The sequence below is a fragment of the Actinomadura harenae genome (genome assembly GCF_003696215.1).
GTDB lineage: Bacteria > Actinomycetota > Actinomycetes > Streptosporangiales > Streptosporangiaceae > Spirillospora > Spirillospora harenae.
This window is the reverse complement of the sequence record NZ_RFFG01000147.1, coordinates 1-15,921: the sequence shown is the minus strand read 5'-3', so window position 1 is coordinate 15,921 and position 15,921 is coordinate 1. Positions and strand designations below refer to the sequence as shown.

The 15,921-nt window shown below is 72.7% G+C and carries 11 protein-coding genes and 1 pseudogene; 8 read left to right on the top strand and 4 right to left on the bottom strand.

What is annotated here, in order from left to right:
- Both EBO15_RS39415 and EBO15_RS39410 read left to right on the top strand, forming a co-directional pair.
- Window positions 1-153, top strand: a pseudogene (locus EBO15_RS39415) (inositol-3-phosphate synthase); the annotation flags it as partial.
- A 295-nt stretch (window positions 154-448) separates the two neighbouring features.
- Window positions 449-2,269, top strand: coding sequence for an ABC transporter substrate-binding protein (locus EBO15_RS39410; RefSeq protein WP_233616777.1), 1,821 nt, complete (start codon window positions 449-451; stop codon window positions 2,267-2,269).
- Here the strand turns inward: EBO15_RS39410 and EBO15_RS39405 are convergent.
- Window positions 2,263-2,619, bottom strand: coding sequence for a MerR family DNA-binding transcriptional regulator (locus EBO15_RS39405; RefSeq protein WP_122199572.1), 357 nt, complete (start codon window positions 2,617-2,619; stop codon window positions 2,263-2,265). The two genes, EBO15_RS39410 and EBO15_RS39405, sit on opposite strands and share 7 nt — an antisense overlap.
- A 156-nt stretch (window positions 2,620-2,775) precedes the next feature.
- Between EBO15_RS39405 and EBO15_RS39400 the strand changes: the two genes are divergently transcribed.
- Complete coding sequence (locus EBO15_RS39400) at window positions 2,776-3,612, top strand: amidohydrolase family protein (protein ID WP_122199571.1); 837 nt, start codon at window positions 2,776-2,778, stop codon at window positions 3,610-3,612.
- A 65-nt stretch (window positions 3,613-3,677) separates the two neighbouring features.
- Window positions 3,678-4,358 (top strand): hypothetical protein, encoded by a 681-nt coding sequence (locus tag EBO15_RS39395; RefSeq protein WP_122199570.1) that lies wholly within the window; start codon window positions 3,678-3,680, stop codon window positions 4,356-4,358.
- Here the strand turns inward: EBO15_RS39395 and EBO15_RS39390 are convergent.
- From EBO15_RS39390 to EBO15_RS39380, 3 genes are read right to left on the bottom strand one after another with little or no spacing between them, the layout of a single operon-like run.
- A complete protein-coding gene (locus EBO15_RS39390) occupies window positions 4,327-5,619 on the bottom strand; it encodes an MFS transporter (RefSeq protein ID WP_122199569.1) in 1,293 nt (430 codons plus the stop codon). The genes EBO15_RS39395 and EBO15_RS39390 overlap by 32 nt on opposite strands.
- A 13-nt stretch (window positions 5,620-5,632) precedes the next feature.
- Window positions 5,633-6,952 (bottom strand): adenosylmethionine--8-amino-7-oxononanoate transaminase, encoded by a 1,320-nt coding sequence (locus tag EBO15_RS39385; RefSeq protein ID WP_122199568.1) that lies wholly within the window; start codon window positions 6,950-6,952, stop codon window positions 5,633-5,635.
- Window positions 6,949-8,463: a CCA tRNA nucleotidyltransferase gene (locus EBO15_RS39380; RefSeq protein WP_122199567.1), complete on the bottom strand. Its 1,515-nt coding sequence runs from the start codon at window positions 8,461-8,463 to the stop codon at window positions 6,949-6,951. Before EBO15_RS39380 ends, EBO15_RS39385 begins: the two co-directional genes overlap by 4 nt.
- Before the next feature lie 453 nt (window positions 8,464-8,916).
- On the opposite strand from EBO15_RS39380, the gene EBO15_RS39375 reads away from it, so the two are divergent.
- The 4 genes from EBO15_RS39375 to EBO15_RS39360 form a co-directional block, all read left to right on the top strand.
- Window positions 8,917-9,546 (top strand): aminoacyl-tRNA deacylase, encoded by a 630-nt coding sequence (locus EBO15_RS39375; protein ID WP_122199566.1) that lies wholly within the window; start codon window positions 8,917-8,919, stop codon window positions 9,544-9,546.
- 259 nt (window positions 9,547-9,805) lie between these two features.
- On the top strand, window positions 9,806-12,763 hold the full coding sequence (locus EBO15_RS39370; RefSeq protein ID WP_147481867.1) for a DUF6049 family protein: 2,958 nt from the start codon (window positions 9,806-9,808) through the stop codon (window positions 12,761-12,763).
- The gene (gene murJ, locus EBO15_RS39365; RefSeq protein WP_233616776.1) at window positions 12,699-14,480 is read left to right on the top strand and encodes a murein biosynthesis integral membrane protein MurJ; all 1,782 of its coding nucleotides are present in this window, start codon (window positions 12,699-12,701) and stop codon (window positions 14,478-14,480) included. The genes EBO15_RS39370 and murJ overlap by 65 nt, the downstream gene beginning before the upstream one ends.
- A gap of 546 nt (window positions 14,481-15,026) precedes the next feature.
- Window positions 15,027-15,921, top strand: an 895-nt coding sequence (locus EBO15_RS39360; protein ID WP_199745112.1) for a protein kinase family protein, incomplete at its 3' end; no start/stop codon positions are given.

Sequence of the window (15,921 nt, the reverse complement as noted above, 5' to 3'; positions counted from 1 at the left end):
GTCCGCGCCGCCAAGATCGCCAAGGACCGCGGCATCGGCGGCCCCATCCTGTCGGCCAGCTCCTACTTCATGAAGTCCCCGCCGGAGCAGTACTCCGACGACGACGCCCGCGACGCCGTCGAGGCCTTCATCAACGGTGAGCTCGACCGCTGACCCGGACCTCTCGAGGTTCTGGTGTGAGCCGCCCGGTGTGAGCCGGACGGCTGTGAATCGGACGGCACAGAGCACCCGCGGCCGACCGGCCGCCTGAGTGACCCCTGACGGGTTCGTCCCGTCAGGGGTCACTTTGTTTCATAGGGAAAATCGGGATACAGCGCCCGTTGTCACGTTCTGGTTCTACTCTGGCACCCCGCGTGACATCTCCCCGGAGGCCCCGATGGCAGCATCGGCGTGGCGCACCGTCCGCCGTCCCCCCGCACCGCGCCCTCGCGACCGGACGCCGGGGCGCATGATCACGGTGGTGGTGGCGGCCGGCGTGGTGTCGGGCGTCGCGGCGGGATGCGGCGGCGGGCTCGGGCCGGTCGACCCCATGCACACCGGGCGGCCCCGGGACGGCGGGACGCTCCGCGTCGTCGGGTCGTCGGACGTGGAGCACCTGGACCCGGCGTCGGCGGAGAGCGTGGGCGCGCGGGGGCTCGACCGGACGTTCGCGCGCACGCTGTTCGGGACGGTGGCGTCCAACGTGTTCGCCGAGACCATCCCGGTGCGCCCGGACGTCGCGGAGCGGCTCCCGACCCGCGCGAACGGCGACGTCGGCGCGGACGGCCTGACCTACACCGTCCGGCTGCGCGGCGACGTCCTGTGGGACACCGCGCCGCCGCGCCCGGTCACCGCCGCGGACTTCGTGCGCGCCTTCAAGCGGCTGTGCAACCCGGCCGCGCCGTCCGCCGGGACGGGCTACTTCACCTCGACGCTGCGCGGCATGGACGACTACTGCCGGGGGTACGCGCGCCTCGGGGCGGGCGGCATCGGCGCGGCCACGTCCGGTTCGTCCGCCGCGGACGCGCGGGCCGCCGCCACCCTCGCCGCGTACCAGAACGGCCACGACATCGAGGGCGTGCGCGCCGCGGGCGACCGGACGCTGGTGTTCCGCCTGACCAGGCCGGCCTCCGACTTCCTCTCCCTCCTCACGCTCGAGTACACGGCGGCCGCGCCGCGCGAGTACGACCGCTACCTGCCGGACGGCCCGCTCTTCAGGCAGCACACCGTCTCGGACGGCCCGTACCGGATCTCCGAGTACCGTCCGGACACGTCCTATCTCCTCACCCGCAATCCGGCCTGGCGCGCCGGAAGCGACCCGCTGCGCGAACGGCACGTGGACCGCGTCCGGATCACGCTGGGGCAGGACTCGGCCGAGGCCGTCCAGCAGCAGCTGGAGACCGGCACGGCCGACCTCGCCTGGGACCAGCCGGTGCCGACGTCGGCGCTGCCCCGGCTGCGGTCGGGCCACGACCCCCGGTTCGCCGTCCGGGAGGCCCCGTCGACCAGCCCCTATGTGGTCTTCAACCTGCGCAGCCCGAACAACCGGCACGCCCTGGCCGACCGGAACGTGCGCCGCGCCCTCGCCTACGCGGTCGACCGTTCCGCCCTGGTCAAGATCGTCGGCGGGCCGGCCGTGGCCCGCCCGCTGCACACGGCCATCCCGCCGGGCACCACCGGGTACGCGCCCGCCGACCCGTTCCCGACGCCCGGAGACTCCGGCGACCCCGCCACCTGCCGCCGTCTGCTGGCCTCGGCAGGCTATCCGGGGGGTCTGACACTCCGGTTCCCGTACCGCGTGAACAGCGTGCACCGGCTGATCGCCGAGTCGCTGCGGGAGAACCTCGCGGCCTGCGGCGTCCGGACCGTCCTGTCGCCGGACACCGGCGAGGACTTCTACGGCCGGACGATCTCCGACCCCGCGCGCGGCGCCGCGGGCGCCTGGGACGTCGCCGCCCCCGGCTGGACGCCCGACTGGTACGGCTCGAACGGCCGCGCGGTGCTCCTGCCGCTGCTGTCCGGGCGCGCGCTCGGGCCGGGCTCGACCAACTACGGCGGCTACGACGACCCGCGGGTGGACGCGCTGATCGACCAGGCGCTCACGGCCCCGTCCGAGGCGAGGGCCGCCGAGGCGTGGCGGCGGGCCGACCGGACCGCGACCGAGGACGCCGCGATCCTGCCGCTGCTCGACCGCTCGCACACGATCTTCGCGTCGTCCCGGGTTCGGAACGCGTTGTTCCTCCCGACGTCCGCCGGTTATGACTACACCCGTGTCTACCTGGCTCAGTGAGCTTCGGTGAGGCTGATCGTGCGTCCGAGGATCTCTCGTGCGCGCGCGATCTCGGCGGCGCGCCGATCGAGCACATCGAGTTGGGTGCGCAGCTTGTCGAGCACGCCGGGGCAGGGACGAAGTCCGCTGTCTCCGTCGCCCTCGGCGCACGGCAGCACCTGCTCGATCAGCCGCACGGGCAGTCCGGCGGCGAGCAGCGCGCGCACCTGGAGGACGGTCTCCGCGACGCCGTCCTCATAGTCGCGATAGCCGTTCGGCAGCCGCCGCGAGGCGATGAGGCCCTGCTCCTCGTAGTAGCGGAGCAGCCGTCCACTGACGCCGGTGCGCTTGGCGAGTTCCCCGATCAGCAACGACGTCCCTCTTCCCGGCCGGTTCGCGGGCTTGACCTTCCCACCATGTGAAGGCGCAACAGTGAGCCGCGCGGACGCATTCCGGCGCCCGCGATCCGTAGTTCGTGGTCCGTGGTCCGTAGTTCGCAGTCCACGACGACATCGCCCGGAGGAACGTTGATCATCGACGCGCACAGCCATGTCCACAGCCCTGTGGACGAGCACATCGCGCTACTGGACGCGGCCGGAATCGACCGCGCCGTACTGTTTCCGACGCGTCCGCATCCGGAACGGGCGTCCGACCTGGGGTCGTTGCGCCGCGAGTTCGCGCTGCTCGACGACGCCCTCAACGGACGTGTCGACCAGGCGACGGCCTACAGGACCGCCTGGGCCGAACTGGACGCGGCCCTCGCCGCCCACCCCGACCGTTTCCTCGGTTTCGGATCGGTGCCGCTCACCCTCTCGTCCGCCGAGGTCGCGGCCTGGGTCGAGCGGGAGATCGTCGGACGCGGCCTCCGGGGCATCGGCGAGCTGACCCCGCCGCCCGGACGCGCCGACCTCGTCGAGCCCGTCCTGCGCGCCGCCGCCGATCACGGCGGCCTGCCCGTCGTCGTGCACGGCTTCGCGCCCACGACGGCCGACGACCTGCGGACGCTCGCCGTCCTCGCGGCCGGACACCCGAAGGTCCCGCTGGTGGTGAGCCAGCTCGGCGGGCTGAACTGGATGGACACCGTCGAGCTCGTCCGGGACGCCCCGAACATGTACCTCGAGCTGTCCACCGCGCCGACGATCATCGCCGTGCGGATGGCGATCGCCGAGGTCCCCGAGCGCACGCTGTTCGGCTCGGACGCGCCCTACGGTGACCCAGTGGTCACCCGGACCGCGGTCGAGCGCGTGACGCCGCCCGGTGAGCTGCGCGACCGCGTTCTCGGCGGCACCGCCGCGGCCCTCTTCGCGCCCGACTCCGCACCGGCCCGTCCCGGGTCCGTTCCGCTGGAACCCCTGACGGAATAGGGGGTTTCGCCCCTGGAGGTGGGGTATCGTCCTCCGCTCCGGTTGATCATCCCAGCGGAGGTGCCATGCCCGCCGAGCCGAACGCGTACGAGACCCGTTGGGACGCGTTGTGCGCCGCGCTCGACGCCCACCCGGCGATCGAGGTCTCGTACCGGATCAACGGCGGCATCGACGCGACGGTCACCGACGCCGATTCCGCCTGGACGGCCCTCGCCGGCACCACCGGCGCCCCCGCCCCCGCGGGCCTGGCCGACCGCTTCCACCGGTTCCGCGAGCTGGGACGCCAGTGGGGAGTCGAGAAGTCGGGCGTCCACGGCGAGTTCTTCCTGACGCACCTCGCGGCGGCGCAGCCACAGGGGTACGAGTCGTGGATCGACTCCTGGACGGACCAGGCGCGCTTCTCGTCCTCCGAGCTGCGCATCATCGACGAGCATCCGGTCACCGGGACGGGCGGCTTCGCCGGGATCAGGCCGGCCCCCGGACGCGGCGAACCCGAGCTGTGGTGGTCCACGATCCAGTACGCCGACTGGAGGCTGGACATCGGCTACCGCGAGTACATGGACGCCCTGATGCTCACCCGGGGCGCCTTCCACTGGCAGTTCCTCTTCACCGCCGCGCCGCTGGCGTCCGAGGAGTTCGACCGGGTGCGCGCACACCTGGAACGGATGCTCGACGCACTGCCCGCCCTGTTCCCCGAGGACGACTTCGGGCCGCTCAGGCAACGGTTCGAGGAACGTCTGCGATGACGGTCACCCGGTTGGACGCGGCACGGTAGCCGATCGCGCCCAGCACGTACGCGACCGCGACCGCGACGACCGTCACGGCCGACACGCCGCTCGTCGGCAGCCAGCTCGCCGCGAGCGCCGCCGACGCGGCGAACGTGGCGTTGAAGAGCATGTCGTAGACGGCGAAGACCCGTCCCCGGTAGGCGTCCTCGACGGTCTCCTGGAGGATCGTGTCCACGCACAGCTTCACGCCCTGCGACGTGACTCCCAACGCCAGGGACGCCGCCGCCCACGCTGCCTGCGCGAACGGCAGGCCGAGCACGAGCACGCACACCCCGCCGCCCACCAGCAGCGCCGTGATCCACGCCTGCTTGCTGATCCGCCGGACGACCGCCGGGGTGACCAGGGCGGCCGCGAAGTACCCGATGCCCGACACGCCCAGCATGACCGCCGCGACGCGCAGGCCGTCCTCGGCGTCGTGGGTGAAGTGGCCCCGGCACAACAGCAGCGTCTGCATCAGCACGACGCCGTACAGGAACCGGTGGAACGAGATCGCGCCGAGTGCCAGCGCCGCCGGACGGAGCCGCGCGATGTGCCGGGCGCCGTCCACGAGGCCGTCCAGCACCTCCCGGGCCGTCCCGTCGCCGGACGGCTCACCGTCGTGCGGCCCGAGCAGGTCGCGCGGAAGCAGCAGCGCGAGCGCCCCGGCGAGCAGGAACATCATGGCCGCCGCCGCGAGGATCAGCGCGGTGCCCCGCGGACCCGCGCCGAACACGACGCGCAGCAGGTAGCCGAGGCCGGCGCCCACGAACGCGATGATCGTCCCGGACGTCACGGCGAACGCGTTGGCCGTGACGAGCTGCTCCCTCCGCACCACGTGCGGGAGCGCCGCCGACAGCGCGGACAGGAAGAACCGGTTCACGCCGAGGACGACCAGGCCGCCGATGAAGAAGGGCAGGCCGTCCTCGTCGACGGCGATCGTGGCCGCGACGAGCAGCACGACCGCCGCGCGCAGCACGGGCGCCCACACGAGGATCTGCCGGCGCCGCCACCGGTCGAGGAACACGCCCGCGAACGGACCGAGCGCCGAGTAGGGCAGCAGGGTGATCGCGAACGCGGCGGCCGCCTGGCCCGCCGACGCCTGCCGTTCGGGCGAGAAGAACACGTATCCGGCCAGCGCGACCTGGAAGACGCCGTCGGTGAGCTGCGAGACGAGACGCACGGCGTAGAGGCGGCGGAAGTGCCGCCCGCCCAGAATCCGCCGTAGCTCCCCTGCTCTCACCTGATCACTGTAGTCAGGGCCGTGGCTCGGCCGCCGCCGCGTACATCGCGTCGGCGATGTGCTCCAGGTCGTCCTCGGTGCAGACGTACGGCGGCATGGCGTAGATCAGCTTCCCGAACGGACGCAGCCAGACGCCGTGCGCCATCGCGGTGTCCTGGACGGTCGGCACGTCCACCGGCTCGTCCACCTCGATCACGGCGATGCCGCCCAGGACGCGCACGTCGGCCACGCCCGGCAGCTCGCGCGCGGGCTCCAGGCCCGCCGTGAGGACGGCCTCGATCGTGTCGATCTCGGAACGCCAGTCGCGGGACAGCAGCAGGTCGATCGACGCGGACGCGACGGACGCGGCCAGCGGGTTCGCCATGTAGGTCGGGCCGTGCATCAGCGCCCCGGCCTCGCCCCCGCTGATCGCCTGGGCCACCTCGTCGGTGCACAGCGTCGCGGCCATCGTCATGTATCCGCCGGTCAGCGCCTTGCCGACGCACATGATGTCCGGGACGACCTCGGCGTGGTCGCAGCCCCACATCTCGCCGGTGCGGCCGAAGCCGGTGGCGATCTCGTCCAGGATCAGCGGGACGCCCAGCTCGTCGGCGACCTCGCGGAACGCCTGGAGGTACTCGGGCGCGTAGAAGCGCATCCCGCCCGCGCCCTGGACGATCGGCTCGACGATCACCCCGGCGATCTCGTCCGCGTGCTCGCGTGCGAGGGCGCGCAGGCCGTCCAGGTAGGCGGGGTCGGGCTCGGTGTCGTAACCGAGAGGCGGGGCGTCCGCGAACACGTGCCGTGCCAGGACGTCGCCGAACAGGTGGTGCATGCCGTTGACCGGGTCGCAGACGGCCATGTCGCCGAACGTGTCGCCGTGGTAGCCGCCCCGGACGGTCAGCAGCCGGTGCCGTTCGGGCCGTCCCTGCGACCGCCAGTACTGCAGCGCCATCTTGATCGCGACCTCGACCGCGACCGAGCCGGAGTCGGCGAGGAACACCTTCGTCAGCGGCCCGGGAGTGAGATCGACCAGCTTGCGCGCGAGCCGGACGGCCGGCGGATGCGTCAGCCCGCCGAACATCACGTGCGCCATCTTCCCCAGCTGCGCGGTGACCGCGGCGTCCAGCTTCGGGTGCCGGTAGCCGTGGATCGCCGCCCACCAGGACGACATCCCGTCGATCAGCTCGGTGCCGTCGGCGAGGGTCAGCCGCGTCCCCGCCGCCGACACCACCGGGACCGCCGGGGTCGCGGCGGGCATCGGCGCGTACGGGTGCCACAGGTGCTCGCGGTCGAAGGCGACCAGGTCGTCGGCCGCCTGCGGGCTCATCCGCCCGAGCTGAAGGTCGATCATCCCTCGTCCTCCACGGACTCAGCGGCCTCAGCAGCCTCAGCGGCCTGCGTCGCCTCGGCGGGGACGACGCCCTGCTCGGCGGCCCACGCGCGCAGCGCCTCGGTGGCCGCGTCCTTCCCGACCGGCCCCTGGTCGAGGCGCAGCTCCAGCAGGAACTTGTACGCCTTGCCGACGACCGGCCCCGGACGGATGCCGAGGATCTCCTGGATCTCGTTGCCGTCCAGCTCGGGACGGATCGAGGCGAGCTCCTCCTCCTCGGCGAGCCGCGAGATCCGCACCTCGAGCTCGTCGTAGGTGCGGCGGAGCCGCTCGGCCTTCCGCTTGTTGCGGGTCGTGCAGTCGGCGCGGGTCAGCTTGTGCAGCCGGGGCAGGAGCGACCCGCCGTCCCGCACGTACCGGCGGACGGCCGAGTCGGTCCACTCGCCCGTCCCGTAGCCGTGGAACCGCAGGTGCAGCTCGACCAGCCGGGACACCTCGCCGATGACGTCCTTCGGGTAGCGCAGCTCGGTCAGCCGCTTGCGCGCCATCTTCGCGCCGACCACCTCGTGGTGGTGGAACGAGACGCGCCCGCCCGTCTCGAACCGGCGGGTCTTCGGCTTGCCGATGTCGTGCAGCAGGGCGGCCAGGCGGAGCACGAGGTCCGGGCCGTCCTCCTCCTGCGCGATGGCCTGCTCCAGGACGATCAGCGAGTGCTCGTAGACGTCCTTGTGCCGGTGGTGCTCGTCGATCTCCAGCCGCAGTTTCGGCAGCTCCGGCAGGACGTGCGCGGCGAGGCCCGTGTCGACCAGCAGCGCCAGGCCCTCGCGCGGGTGCGCGCCGCACAGCAGCTTCGACAACTCGTCCCGGACGCGCTCGGCCGACACGATCTCGATCCGGGACGCCATCTCGGTCATCGCGGCGACCACGTCCGGCGCGACCGTGAACCCCAGCTGGGAGGCGAACCGGGCGGCGCGCATCATCCGCAGCGGGTCGTCGCTGAAGGAGTCCTCGGGCCGTCCGGGGGTGCGGATCAGGCCGAGACCGAGGTCGGCGAGGCCGCCGAACGGGTCGACGAACTCGTACCCGGGCAGCTTCACCGCCATCGCGTTCACTGCGAAGTCGCGGCGCCGCAGGTCCTCCACCAGGGACGTCCCGTAGGACACCTCGGGCTTGCGGGACTTCGGGTCGTAGCTCTCGGACCGGTAGGTGGTGATCTCCAGCTCGTGGCCGTCCTTGCGGAGGCCGACCGTGCCGAAATCGATGCCGATCGTCCAGACCGCGTCCGCCCAGCCGTCGATCAGCTCCAGGACGCGCTGGGGCGGGGCGTCGGTGGTGAGGTCGACGTCCTTGGTGGGACGGCGCAGCAGGGCGTCGCGGACCGGTCCGCCGACGAGCGCGAGCTCGTGCCCGGCGGCGGCGAAGCGCCCGGCCAGGTCCTCGGCGACGGGGGCGACGCGGGACAGCAGCTCGGTGATCGCGGCCCGGCCGGCGTCGGGGGCGTTCGGGATCGCGTTGGGATCAGGCACGGCCATCGAGCGTATGTCCTTGGTCGACTGCTGACAAAGCACTATTCACCGTCGCGAACCCCTCGTCGCCTCTATACATGGCGCGATAGGCGGGTTACGTTCTGATCACCCCGCGAGCGCCCGCGCGGCCGACGGTGAACCTCCGTGTGACAACGGTAGCGGGGAACCCCGGGCGCGCGGTCCACCGCGGGTGCCGCGCCGACCGTGGCGGATCCGGTGCGGGCGGACCCGGCCGGAGCAGGGACGCGCCGAGGGAGTGGATCCCGCGGGCGCGCGCGAGGCGGCCGGGCGACGCCGGAGAGCCGCGGTGGAACGGTTCTCGCTGGACGTCCGGAGTGCGACGCCGCACATCGGGACCCGGACGACGGGTATGTGGGGAGGCCCCTCACAGAGTGGCTCACGGGGAAACGGATCACCCACCGGGATGCGGGGTGTGGGCCCCGCGGGACGGAGCCGGAGATGAAGGACGCCCTCACCATCCACCGCGCGTTGCTCGGAGGGGAGACACGGCACGAGATCGTGCTGCTGCCCTACGGGATCGCGACCGCCGACGAGCTCCCCGAGGCGCTCGGGCTCCCGGCGGAGCGGTGCCTGGTGACCCGCGTCTACACCTGTGAGGCCCTGTACCGGGGGGAGTTCCGGGGGGACCGCTTCCTCGCCGGGGCCGTGGTGTGCGCGGGACGCCAGCCGCACCCGGACGCCGTCCGCCGCGAGGTCGGCGCCCGCCAGGCCCGTCCCGCCCGCGCCGACTCCGTCAACGCCGTCACCGAGTACGCCGCCGGACTGGTCTCCCCGCTCCTCCTGCCCCCGGCCATGCCCCTGCTGATCGACCGGCGCATCCTCGAGGAGCGCTCCCCCGACGACGTCGTCTACACCCCGACCGGCGAGCCCTCCACCGCCCTCGGCATCCGTCTCGCCGACCTCCGCGCCCTCACCTCCGCCAAGCCCTGCCGCCTGTTCCCGCCGCCCGCGCCCCCGGCCCTGATCATCGAATCGCCCACGCACCGCCAGCTCACCAAGCGCGTGGACGCCGTCCTGGGCCGCCCCGCGCCCCCACCGCCCCGCGCCGAGGCCGATCCCCGGGTCTGAACACCCCTTGATCAAGCGCGCGCACCACGCGGGTACGCGCGCTTGGTCGATCCCGGCCCGCCCCTCCCGGGTTGCGGAGGGTGGGACGGGGGATGGGGTCCGGTGAACCGGGGGGCGCGATGACGTCGATCTTGTGGACGAGTCTCGCGGGCGAGGGGCTCAGACGGTCGGACGGGAGCTTGGGCGCGGATACCATCGAGCGCGTGGTGCGGAGACTGGACGACCGGCCGCTCGGAGGCGGCGCCCGGGTGGGCGCGACGTGAGAGCGGTGGGACGCGTGGCGGCCCTGGCCGCACTGGTGCCCTGCATTCTCGGGAGCGCCGCGCCGGGGGCGTTCGCCCTGCCGTCCGGCGGGACGACCGCGACCGACGCGAAGATCATGACGAGCGCGCTGGCCGCCGAGCCGGCGCTGCCGGACGCGGCGGCTGAACCGGGCATGGCGGCTGAACCGGGCACGACGCGGCAGGCCCAGCAGGGGAAGGTGACGCTCGCGCTGGCGAGCGTCAGCCCCAAGGCCGCCGAGGCAACCGGCAAACGCGCCAAGGTCCAGATCACCGGCACGGTCGAGAACCACACCGGCCACCAGCTCACCGGGCTGACCGTCCGGATGCGCTACAGCGGCACCCCGCTGACGTCCCGGTCCCAGATCGAGCGGTACGCGGCGGGACAGCCGTCCGCGCTGCTCGCCGGGGTGGGGCGCAAGCCCGTCCCGCTCGCGAAGGCCGCCGCCCCGAACGGCGCTCAGGCCTTCGCCCTCAGCGCGAAGACCGGCGACATCGGGATGCGGGGCTTCGGCGTGTACCCGGTCGGCGTCGAGGTCGTGAACGCCGCGCAGGAGGTCGTCGCCGGGGTCATCACGTTCGTGACGTTCGCCCCCAAGGCGGGCGAGGTGAAGCCGGTCAAGGTCGGCTGGGTCTGGCCGCTGATCGACCGGCAGCACCGCACGACCGCGCAGGCGTTCACCGACGACGACCTGAACACCCAGATGGGCAAGGACGGCCGGCTGTCCGGCCTGGTCAACGCCGCCGCGACCACCAAGACCCCCGTGACCTGGGCGATCGACCCCGCCCTGCTGGACGACGCGACCCAGATGGCGAGCGGCTCCTACGAGGTCCAGGCCCTGCGTGAGGACGCCTCGGCCAAGAAGCCGAAGAGCGCCAACGCCGAGAACTGGCTGAAGACGCTCAAGCAGGCGATGCGGACCGACTCGTACTTCTCGCTCCCCTACGCCGACCCCGACGTGGTCGCGCTCGTCCGCAACGAGCAGTACAACCAGATCTCGCTGGCCTATCGGAACATGCAGGTCGCCACGAACGTGCTGGGCGCGCTGCCGAGCACCCCGATGGCGTGGCCGCCGTCCGGCGTCGCGGGGCCCAGCACGCTCAAGCAACTCGTCAAGGGCCGCTGGCTGGGCAACGGCCCGATCCTGATGAGCAGCGACAAGGCGTTCACGCCGCCCACGGGCGGATACACGCCGAACGCGGTGACGACGGCGGAGATCGACAACCGGTCGCACACCGTCCTCACCTATGACGACACGCTTTCGGACATCCTCGACCAGAACACCCAGGCCCCCGGCGGGAAGGCGCTGACCGAGCAGCGGTTCCTGGCCGAGACCGCGATGATCACGGCCGAGCGGCCGCAGACCGCGGGCCGGACCCTCGTCGTCGCGCCCGGACGGCACTGGAACCCGCCCGCCGACCTGGCCCGGCAGCTGCTCGCCGACACCACGTCCGTGCCGTGGCTGAAGGCCGAGACCCTCGACAAGGTCGCCCGGACGCACCCGGAGCAGCGCCAGCAGAAGAGCTACCCGGACGAGTACCAGGGCTATGAGCTCGGCCCCGGCTACCTCGACCAGGTCCACCGGATCCAGCAGGAGGCCAACTCCTTCGCCTCGATCGTGGTGAACTCGCCCAGCCCCGTGTACGAGCGGGCGGTGCTGCGGCTGGAGTCGGTGTCGTGGCGCGGGAAGCCGTCCGCCGCGTACGCCGCGCGCCGCCGCGTCAGCTCCGAGCTGGCCGACGACACCGGCCGGGTCCGGGTGATCAGCGGGCAGACCGGGCTGGCCGGAAACTCCGGCATGGTCCACATCACGGTGGCCAACGACCTGCCGGACCAGACCGTCCGGGTGATCGTGAACGTCGCGTCGGAGAACACCGCCAAGCTCCAGATCGGCAAGCTGGAGGGGCGCTCCCCGATCGACCTCAAACCGGGCGACAAGGTCACCCGGAACCTGCCGGTCACCGCCAACGGCAACGGGCGCTTCCGGCTGCTGGTCCAGCTGCAGTCCGCGACCGGCGACGACTACGGCGATCCGCACGTCATCACCGTCCGGACCACCGGGTACGGACGGACATCGCTCGTCATCACGGGCGGCGCACTTGCCGTACTCTTCGTGGGCGTCGGAGTGCGGGCCATGCGAGCGAGGCGCCGCCGGAAAGCGGAGGCAGCCGGTGACGGACGGACCGGAACGGAACCAGCGACCGGAGCGCCGGGGCCCTACTACCCCGGAGCAGAACCCCTGGTCGCAGGAGACTCCGGGCTACCCGAACCCGGAACAGGAGCCCCCGCGGGCGCCGGGATCACCGGGGGCCCAGGGACACCCGCAGGCGCCTCAGCGACCGCGGTCGCCGACGCCCCAGCCGGGCTATCCACAGGGCTACCCGCAGGAACAGGGCCGGCCACAGGGGCGAACGCCTCAGCCGGGATACCCGCAGGCCTCGCCGAGTACCCCCTGGGACCAGCAGAGGACGCCGCCCCCACCGAATACGGGTCAGCCGAATACCGGTCGTCCGAACCCGCCTCAGGGGCAGGGACACCCGGGACCGGGACCGTCGTCTCCGGGGCGGCCGCACGACGCCACGCGTCCGGAAACGGCACCGGGCCGACACCACTACCAGGGGCAGACTCCCGCGCCACCGTACGGGACGGACGGCCCCCGGCCGGGGCAGAGCCGTCAGCCGACGGTGCAGATGCCGGCGCCGGGCCTCCGGCCTCCGGCGAATGGACCGAGGCCGGAGGCTGGTTCGGGACACGGTCCGGGAACGGGTCCGGGTCCGGGTCCGGGACAAGCGCAGGGTCAGGGGCCGGGACGGGGCATGCCACCGGCCCAGGGGCCGAACCCGACCCCGGGCCGGCCTCAGGATCCGGCAATGCCGGGAACGGGACGGTTCCCGGATCCGGGACGTCCGCCGATGGGGATGGGCGCGGCCGCTGAGACCGCGCTCGACCTCCCGATCCCGCCCGGGACCGAGGCCCCGACCGCTCCGCCCGCCGAGACGGGCGAGGACGGCGGGAGCGGAGGCGGCTCCAGCCTGCTGAAGTCCGGCGCCATGATGGCGCTCGGCACGGTCGCGTCCCGCGTGACCGGCTTCCTGCGGACGGCCGCCATCGTCGCCGCGCTCGGCAACGGCGCGCTGCTCGGCATCTACAACACCGCCAACACCTTCCCGAACCAGATCTACGACCTGCTGCTCGGCGGCATCCTGACCAGCGTCATCGTGCCGCTGCTGATCCGCGCCAAGGAACGTGACAAGGCGTACGGCGAGCAGTACGAGCAGCGCGTGTTCACGCTGTCGGTGATCGGGCTGGGCGGGCTGTCGGCGCTGGCGATGCTCGCCGCGCCACTGCTGATCACCCTGTCCGCGCCGTCCTACCACGGGGACGACCGGAAGGTCGCGATCCTTTTCGCGCTGTTCTTCCTGCCGCAGATCTTCTTCTACGGCATCGGCGCGTTCGCGGGCGCGATCCTGAACACCCGCGGGTCGTTCGGCGCGCCGATGTGGGCGCCGGTGCTCAACAACGTCGTCATGATCGGCGTCGGCGGGGCGTTCCTGTGGGTCTCGGGCGGCGCGTCCATCGGCGCGTCCTCGATCAGCGACACCGAGTTCTACCTGCTCGCGGCGGGCACCACCGGCGGCATCGTGCTGCAGACCATCGCGCTGTGGCCGTCGCTGCGCCGGGTCGGGTTCCGGTGGCGGCCGAAGCTGAACTTCCAGAAGGGCGAGATCAGCGGCGTCGGGAAGCTCGCCGGCTGGACGCTCCTCTACGTGATGCTCACGCAGGCCGCGTTCACGGTGGTCACGGCCCTGTGCAACAGCGCGGGCACCAAGGCGCACAACGCGGGCGCGGGCGACGTGTACGGCTACGGCTCGTACTCCACCGCCTACATGATCTTCCAGCTGCCGTACGCGATCGTCGCGGTGTCGGTGATCACCGCACTGCTGCCGCGGATGTCCCGGCACGCCACCGAGGGCGCGTCCCACCTGGTCCGGGACGACTTCTCGTCCGGCCTCCGGCTGTCCTCGGTGATCATCCTGCCGGCGGCGGCGCTGATGGCGGTGCTCGGCCCGGAGATCGCCGTGGTGCTGTTCGCGCACGGCTCCACCTCGGTGTCGGACGCCGAGGTCATCGGACGCGTCATGCAGGCGTTCGCGATCGCGCTCGTGCCGTTCTCGTCCTACCAGCTGATGCTGCGGGTGTTCTACGCCCACAACGACACCCGGACCCCGGCGTTCATCGCGTTCGCCACGGTCGCCACGAACATCGTCTGCGCGGTCGGCGCCTACTACCTGCTGCCGCCCAAGTGGATCATCATCGGGATCGCGTCCGGGTTCGCGCTCGCCAACGTCGTCGGCACCCTGGTCTGCTGGGTGGTGCTGCGCCGCAAGCTCGGCGGGCTGGACGGCCGCCGGGTGATCGGCACCCACCTGAAGCTGCTGGTCGCGCTCTGGCCGCTGATCGGGTTCGCCTACGCCGTGCACGCCGTGATCGCCGCCGCGCTCGGCCGGGGCCTGCTGCCGGGCATGCTCGCCCTGATCGTGGGCAGCGCCGGCGGTGGCGCGCTGTACCTCCTCTTCGCCCGCCTGATGCGCGTGGGCGAGATCCAGTCGATGCTGTCGATGGTCGGGTCCCGGATCCCCGGGCGCGGCTGACACGCCTTCAGAGCGACAGGTGTGGGGCCGGACGCCTTGTCCGGCCCCACACGCGCGTCCAGCCCCGGCCAGGGCCAAGTCCGGCCCACAGACCGCGCGCAGACCGCGCGGCGGAGAGGCGGGCGTGCGCAGGGCCATGTGTGTGACGCAGAACGCGCGCCTACGAGACACAGATCACGTGACCGGACGCCAGGCACCGCGCGCACACGAGCCGCAGATCAGTCGCCTGGTGACAGCGTCATCCCGCGTGTACGAGCCCCCGAACAGGGCCCTGTTGACGGCTCCCCAGGGGTGCTCGGACACGGATAGCATCCCCGGGGTCGCGGTTGCCCGCCCGCTTCCCGGGTGCCGTCCGCGGCCCACGAGAAGGCGTGGCAAACTCCACGGCACCCGCGCGGATAAGGCGACCGGCGAGCGGGCTAGCCACTACCATGTTGGGGACTACGGCTTGCGGGGCGACACCCTGGGGACTGCAAAGAGGAGGGTCGGAGGCGTAAGCTGCCACGCCACGAACATGGGATCTGACCACCTGCGCTGGACACTGCCGTGAGCACGTCCGTCATCGAGCCCGGCGCCCGCTTCGCGGGCCGTTACCGGCTGGAAGAACGCATCAAGGACTCGGGTGGCTCGTCCCTGTGGAAGGCCATCGACGAGATCCTCGCGCGCGCCGTCGCCGTCCGCACGTTCGAACCCGGCTTCCCGCGCGTCCACGAGGTCGTCACCGCGGCGCGCGCCGCGTCCCGGCTGACCGACCCCCGCCTCACCCAGGTCTTCGACGCCGACGACTCCGGCGAACGCGCCTACGTGGTCAGCGAGTGGGTCGTCGGCGAGACGCTGGAGCAGATGCTCGCCAAGGCCCCGCTCGAGCCGGGCCGCGCCACCACGCTGCTCTACGAGGCCGCCGAGGCGATGTCCGCCGCGCACGCGGCCGGGCTCGCGCACCTGTGCCTGTCCCCGCGTGACCTGGTCTGGACGACCGGCGGCACGGTCAAGGTCCTCGGCATCGCGACGGACGCCGTCCTCGCCGACCACTACTCCGACTCGCCCGCCGCCGTGGACACCCGCGGCCTCGCGTCCATGCTCTACGCGGGCCTCACGGCGTACTGGCCGGGCGAACCGTCCCGCTCGTCCCTCCCGCCCGCCCCGACCGCCGGTTCGGGCGCCACGAGGGTCTCAGGCCCGCACGACCTCACCGTGACCACCCCGGACCGGGGCGCGGCGAACGCCACCGTCCCGGACGAGCCCCCCGTCCTGCTCGCCCCGCGCCTGGTCCAGGCCGGCGTGCCGTCCGCCGTGGACGACATCGTCTGCCGCAGCCTCGGCCTGCCCGCGCCCGCGAGCGGCCCGGACGCCGAGGCGATCACCACCCCGGCCGAGTTCGCCGCCGCGCTGCGCCGCGTGCCGCGCACCCCGCTGCCGCTGTTCGCCGGGCTCGGCACCG

Bases quoted from the DNA above. Each gene is read 5' to 3' on its own strand.
- EBO15_RS39410 (WP_233616777.1), top strand. From the start codon at position 449: ATGATCACGGTGGTGGTGGCGGCCGGCGTGGTGTCGGGCGTCGCGGCG.
- EBO15_RS39395 (WP_122199570.1), top strand. From the start codon at position 3,678: ATGCCCGCCGAGCCGAACGCGTACGAGACCCGTTGGGACGCGTTGTGC.
- EBO15_RS39385 (WP_122199568.1), bottom strand. From the start codon at position 6,952: ATGATCGACCTTCAGCTCGGGCGGATGAGCCCGCAGGCGGCCGACGAC.
- EBO15_RS39380 (WP_122199567.1), bottom strand. From the start codon at position 8,463: ATGGCCGTGCCTGATCCCAACGCGATCCCGAACGCCCCCGACGCCGGC.
- EBO15_RS39375 (WP_122199566.1), top strand. From the start codon at position 8,917: ATGAAGGACGCCCTCACCATCCACCGCGCGTTGCTCGGAGGGGAGACA.
- murJ (WP_233616776.1), top strand. From the start codon at position 12,699: ATGCCGGGAACGGGACGGTTCCCGGATCCGGGACGTCCGCCGATGGGG.